The sequence below is a fragment of the Actinotalea sp. JY-7885 genome, from assembly GCF_014525465.1.
Lineage (GTDB): Bacteria > Actinomycetota > Actinomycetes > Actinomycetales > Cellulomonadaceae > Actinotalea.
In genome coordinates, this window is the sequence record NZ_JACEXH010000191.1 from 1 (window position 1) to 5,705 (window position 5,705).

Genomic DNA, 5,705 nt, shown 5'->3' on the forward strand with positions numbered 1-5,705 from the left:
GGCCCCGAAGCCCGCGGCGACACCCCGCCCGGCCGCGCCGCGGCCGGCACCGGCCGCCAAGCCGGCGCGTCCGGCCCCCAAGCCGGCCGCCCGGGCGAAGTCCACCGACGACGCGTCGTCCTGACCAGGTGCGGGCCCCGGCCCGCACGTGAACCTCGTCCCGACCGGGACGACCTGATGGAAGAGAGCACACCAGTGCCGAAGAACAAGACGCACAGTGGTGCGAAGAAGCGGTTCCGGATCACGGGGACCGGCAAGATCATGCGGGAGCAGGCGGGCGCCCGCCACCTGTTCGAGCACAAGTCGAGCCGCCGCACGCGGCGCCTCGCCTCCGACCAGGTCGTCTCCCCGGCCGACGCCCCCAAGATCAAGAAGCTGCTCGGCAAGTGAGCCCGCGGCGCGCCTCCCGCGCGCCCCGACTCACCTGTGAGCCCCGAAACGCAAGGAGCATCACGTGGCACGCGTGAAGCGGGCGGTCAACGCCCAGAAGAAGCGCCGTTCTACCCTCGAGCGCGCCAGCGGTTACCGCGGCCAGCGCTCGCGCCTCTACCGGAAGGCGAAGGAGCAGGTCACCCACTCCCTCGTCTACGCCTACCGTGACCGCAAGGCGCGCAAGGGCGACTTCCGCAAGCTGTGGATCCAGCGCATCAACGCTGCCTCCCGCGAGCAGGGGCTGACCTACAACCGCCTCATCCAGGGCCTCAAGCTCGCCGGTGTCGAGGTCGACCGTCGCGTCCTGGCCGACATGGCCGTCAACGACGCGCCCGCCTTCAACGCGCTCGTCAAGGTCGCGAAGGACGCACTGCCCGCCGACGTCAACGCGCCGTCGGCCGCCTGAGCACCAGCACGACCTCGAGGGCCCCTGGACGACTCGTCGTCCGGGGGCCCTCGCGCGTCCGGGCGTCTGGGAGGATCGGCGCGTGCCGACCGTGATGACGAACCCCCGCGCCGAGCGGGTCAGGACCGTCCGGTCGCTGGCCGGACGCTCGGCCCGCGCGCGCCACGGGCGCTTCCTCGTGGAGGGCCCCCAGGCGGTGCGCGAGGCCGTGCGGTTCGCTGCCGCGGACGTCGTCGACCTCTACCTCAGCGAGGCCGCGGCGCAGCGCTACGGCGAGATCGTCGGGGACGCCGCCACGGCACGCCTCGAGGTCCGGACGGGCACCGCCGAGGTGCTCGACGCGATGAGCCCGGACGCGCAGGGCGTCCTGGCGGTGCTGCGCCCGCGCACCGCGGCCCTGCCCGACGTGGCCGCTGCCGCCCCCCGGCTGGTGGCGGTCCTGTCCCAGGTGCGGGACCCGGGCAACGCCGGCGCCGTGATCCGCGCGGCCGACGCCGCCGGCGCGGACGCCGTGGTCCTCACCGAGGGGAGCGTGGACGTCCACAACCCCAAGGTCGTGCGCTCGACCGCCGGCTCCCTGTTCCACCTGCCCGTGGTGACGGGCGTGTCCCTAGCCTCGACGGTCGAGGCGCTGCGCGACGCCGGTTGCCTCGTCGCGGCCGCGGACGGTGCCGGCGCGCACGACCTGGACGCGCTGCTGGACGTCGCGGGCGCCGCGCCGACGGGGGCGCCGGACCTGGCGACGCCCACGGTCTGGGTCTTCGGCAACGAGGCCTGGGGCCTGGACCCCGCCGACCGCGACCTCGCCGACGCCGTCGTGCGCGTGCCGATCCACGGGCGTGCGGAGTCGCTCAACCTCGCGACGGCGGCCACGGTGTGCCTCTACGCGTCCGCCCGGGCGCAGCGCCGACGGCCCGGCGCAGTGCCGGCCTGATGCGGCTGTTCGCGGCGGTGCGCCCGCCCCGCGACGTCCTCGACCACGTCGAGCGGGCTCTGGTCCTCGCGCGCGCCGGCACCCCGACCGACGACGGGCAGGGGCCGGTGCGGTGGACGCCGCCGCAGGACCGGCATCTCACCCTCGCGTTCTACGGCGAGGCGCCGGACGGCGCCGTGCCGGAGCTGGCGCAGGGCCTCGCGGGGCTCGCCGCGGCGACGGCGCCGTTCGGGCTGAGCCTGCAGGGGTCAGGGCTGTTCGACCGCCGCACGCTGTGGATCGGGTGCGGTGGCGACGTCGCCTCCATGACCGCCCTGATGGACGGCGCCGTGAGCCTCGGCGCCGAGGTCCTCGGCCGGCAGGACCCGCGCCCGCGGTCGCGGGCCCACCTCACGGTCGGTCGGGTGCGCGACCAGGCCCGGCGCCGCCCGACCCGGGGCCGCGAGCAGCCGGGCGTGGCGGCGGTGGCGGCGCTGTCGCACGCCCTCGCGGTCTACCGCGGGCCCGGGTGGCGGGTCGAGGAGATCGAGCTCGTGCGCTCCGAGCTGGGCGCGGGTCCCGGTGGCGCCGCCCGGCACGAGGTCCTCGAGGTGCTGCGCCTGGGCCCGCCCGGGCCCTGAGCGCTGTGGCAGGATGACGGGCATGTCGCAGAGGCGCACGGGGGCCGGTGGTCGCCGATTTAGCCGGCCCGCAGGTGGGCCGCGGCGCTGAGCCGCGCTCCGGATCGCGCGCGGTGCGCGCGTCCGGCGAGACCGCCCGCGGGCCACACCCTCGACCTGGCCGTACCGCCCTGCACGCCGTTGCACATCGCGCCGGCACGCCCCGCCCCGGAAGGCTCCCGCTCCATGCCCGACACCCCTGTGCCCGAGAACGCTGTGCCCGAGAACGCTGCGCCCGCCGGCACCGAGATCGGCAGCGCCGCGCCCCTGTCCCCGCTCGACGTCGACGGCGTCGCGGCGGCCGTCGACGCGGCGCTCGCGGCGATCGGCTCGGCGCCCGACCTCGACGCGCTGAAGGCGGTCCGGCTCGCCCACGCGGGCGACCGCAGCCCGCTGGCCCTCGCGAACCGCGCCATCGGGGGCCTGCCGGGCGCGGACAAGGCCGCCGCCGGCAAGCTCGTCGGCGGCGCCCGCGGACGCGTGCAGGCGGCGCTCGCCGCGCGGCAGACCGTCCTGGAGGCCGAGCGGGACGCCCGCGTCCTGGTGGAGGAGACGGTCGACGTCACGCTCCCCGCGGACCGCGCCCCCCACGGCGCCAGGCACCCGCTGGAGGTGCTCCAGGAGCGCGTCGCCGACGTCTTCGTGGCGATGGGCTGGGAGATCGCCGAGGGCCCGGAGCTCGAGGCCGAGTGGTTCAACTTCGACGCGCTGAACTTCGGTGTCGACCATCCCGCCCGCCAGATGCAGGACACCTTCTTCGTGGCGCACCCCACGGCGGGCGCCGACTCCGGCCTGGTGCTGCGCACGCACACCTCGCCGGTCCAGGCACGGACCCTGCTCGAGCGTGAGCTGCCGGTCTACATCGCGTGCCCCGGCAAGGTGTTCCGCACGGACGAGCTCGACGCGACCCACACGCCGGTCTTCCACCAGGTCGAGGGCCTCGCGGTCGACAAGGGCCTGACCATGGCGCACCTCAAGGGCACGCTGGACCACTTCGCGCGTGCGATGTTCGGCCCCGAGGCGCGGACGCGCTTCCGGCCCTCGTTCTTCCCCTTCACGGAGCCGAGCGCCGAGCTCGACCTCTGGTTCCCCCAGAAGAAGGGCGGGGCCGGCTGGATCGAGTGGGGCGGCTGCGGCATGGTCAACCCGAACGTCCTGCGGGCGTGCGGGGTCGACCCCGACGAGTACACGGGCTTCGCCTTCGGCATGGGCATCGAGCGGACCCTCATGCTGCGCCACGGCGTCGCGGACATGCACGACATGGTCGAGGGCGACGTCCGCTTCTCGCTCCAGCTGGAAGGGGCCCTCTGATGCCGCGCATCCCGCTGTCCTGGCTCGCCGAGCACGTCGACCTGCCCCCCGGCACGACGGCCGACCAGCTCGCCGCCGATCTGGTCCGTGTCGGGCTCGAGGAGGAGGCCATCCACGGCGCCGCCGTGACCGGTCCGCTCGTCGTCGGCGAGGTCGTGGCCCGCACTCCCGAGCCGCAGAAGAACGGCAAGACGATCAACTGGTGCCGCGTCGACGTTGGCCCCGAGCTCGGCGAGGTCGGTGAGGACGGCACGGTCGGCCCGCGCGGCATCGTCTGCGGCGCGCACAACTTCGACGTCGGCGACCGCGTCGTCGTCGCGCTGCCCGGGGCCGTCCTGCCCGGGCCATTCCCGATCGCGTCGCGCAAGACCTACGGCCACGTCTCGGACGGCATGATCTGCTCCGCCAAGGAGCTCGGCCTCGGCGAGGACCACGACGGCATCATCGTGCTCGATCGCCTCGGCTACGACGCCGCGTCGACGACGCCCGGCACCGACGCCCGCGAGCTCCTCGGGCTCGCCGACGAGGTGCTCGAGATCAACGTGACGCCGGACCGCGGCTACTGCTTCTCGATGCGCGGCGTCGCCCGGGAGTACGGCCACGCGACGGGTGCGGCCTTCACCGACCCCGCCCTCCCGGTGCCCGACGACGTCGTCGCCGGGGACGGCTTCCCCGTCGAGATCACGGACGACGCCCCGATCAACGGTGCCGCGGGCGCCGACCGCTTCGTGGCGCTCGTCGTGCGCGGCGTGGCGGCATCCGCGCCGTCGCCCGCCTGGATGCAGCGTCGCCTCACCCAGGCCGGCATGCGGCCGATCTCGCTCGCCGTGGACGTCACGAACTACGTGATGCTCGATCTCGGCCAGCCCCTGCACGCCTACGACCTCGCGAAGGTCGCGGCTCCGGTGGTCGTGCGCCGGGCCGAGCCGGGGGAGCGGCTGACCACGCTCGACGGGGTCGACCGCGCGCTCGACGCCGAGGACCTCCTCATCACGGACTCGCCCGACGGCGCTCGGGCGTCGCGGGTGCTCGGCCTGGCCGGCGTCATGGGCGGCGCCGAGAGCGAGGTGGGCCCGGCGACCACGGACCTGCTCCTCGAGGCGGCGCACTTCGACCCCGTCTCGGTCGCCCGCACCGCCCGCCGGCACAGGCTGCCGAGCGAGGCGTCGCGGCGCTTCGAGCGCGGGGTCGACCCGCAGCTCCCCCTGGTCGCCGTCCGGCGCGCCGCGGCCCTGCTCGTCGAGCACGGTGGCGGGCGGGTCGACGGGCTCAGCGACCTCGACCGCACCACGGCCCCGCGCGCCGTCGAGGTCGACCTGGACCTGCCGGCCCGGGTCGTCGGCGTGCCGTACACGCACGAGGAGGTCCGCTCGACGCTCGAGGCGATCGGCTGCACCGTCGAGCCGGTCGGCGAGGGCGGCGCGCGCGTCACCCCGCCGACGTGGCGCCCCGACCTGACCACGGGCGTGGACCTCGTCGAGGAGGTGGCGCGCATCCGCGGGTACGACGCCATCCCGTCCGTCCTCCCGCACGCGCCGTCGGGCCGCGGGCTGACGCAGGAGCAGCAGCTCCGGCGCGCCGTGGCGCGCGCGCTGGCCGCCGCGGGCTTCGTGGAGACGCTCAGCTACCCCTTCGTCGGTGCCCACCAGCACGACGAGCTGGCCCTGCCGGCGGACGACGAGCGCCGCCGCGGGCTGCGCCTGGTCAACCCCCTGTCGGACGAGCAGCCGGAGCTGCGGACGAGCCTGCTCGTCACGCTCCTGGACACGGCCCGACGGAACGTCTCGCGGGGCACCACGGACCTGGCCCTCAGCGAGATCGGCCTGGTCACGCTGCCCGCGCCGGACGCACCACCGGCCCCCCGCCTCCCGGGCGCCGCACGACCGAGCGACGCGGACCTCGCGCGTCTGGCCGCGGCGGTCCCGGCCCAGCCCCGGCGCGTCGCGGGCGTCCTGGCCGGCCT

General features: G+C 75.8%; 6 protein-coding genes. All 6 read left to right on the forward strand.

Annotation, left to right across the window (positions count from 1 at the left end):
• Window positions 1–195 precede the first annotated feature (195 nt).
• A complete protein-coding gene (gene rpmI, locus IDM29_RS14255) occupies window positions 196–390 on the forward strand; it encodes a 50S ribosomal protein L35 (RefSeq protein ID WP_182114118.1) in 195 nt (64 codons plus the stop codon).
• 64 nt (window positions 391–454) lie between these two features.
• Window positions 455–838, forward strand: a complete 384-nt coding sequence (gene rplT / locus IDM29_RS14260) for a 50S ribosomal protein L20 (protein WP_182113669.1) — start codon at window positions 455–457, stop codon at window positions 836–838.
• Between the two features lie 94 nt (window positions 839–932).
• Window positions 933–1,772 carry an RNA methyltransferase gene (locus IDM29_RS14265; RefSeq protein WP_182114119.1) on the forward strand — a complete coding sequence of 280 codons (840 nt, stop codon included), beginning with the start codon at window positions 933–935 and terminating at the stop codon, window positions 1,770–1,772.
• A complete protein-coding gene (thpR, locus tag IDM29_RS14270; protein ID WP_182113670.1) occupies window positions 1,772–2,392 on the forward strand; it encodes an RNA 2',3'-cyclic phosphodiesterase in 621 nt (206 codons plus the stop codon). Before IDM29_RS14265 ends, thpR begins: the two co-directional genes overlap by 1 nt.
• 225 nt (window positions 2,393–2,617) lie before the next feature.
• Window positions 2,618–3,742 carry a phenylalanine--tRNA ligase subunit alpha gene (gene pheS, locus IDM29_RS14275; protein ID WP_182113671.1) on the forward strand — a complete coding sequence of 375 codons (1,125 nt, stop codon included), beginning with the start codon at window positions 2,618–2,620 and terminating at the stop codon, window positions 3,740–3,742.
• A partial coding sequence (pheT, locus tag IDM29_RS14280; RefSeq protein WP_188037680.1) for a phenylalanine--tRNA ligase subunit beta occupies window positions 3,742–5,705 on the forward strand: 1,964 nt, incomplete at its 3' end. The genes pheS and pheT, both read left to right, overlap by 1 nt.

Excerpts from the sequence above, each read along its gene's own strand:
- pheS (WP_182113671.1), top strand. The coding sequence starts at position 2,618 with ATGCCCGACACCCCTGTGCCCGAGAACGCTGTGCCCGAGAACGCTGCG.
- thpR (WP_182113670.1), top strand. The coding sequence starts at position 1,772 with ATGCGGCTGTTCGCGGCGGTGCGCCCGCCCCGCGACGTCCTCGACCAC.
- IDM29_RS14265 (WP_182114119.1), top strand. The coding sequence starts at position 933 with ATGACGAACCCCCGCGCCGAGCGGGTCAGGACCGTCCGGTCGCTGGCC.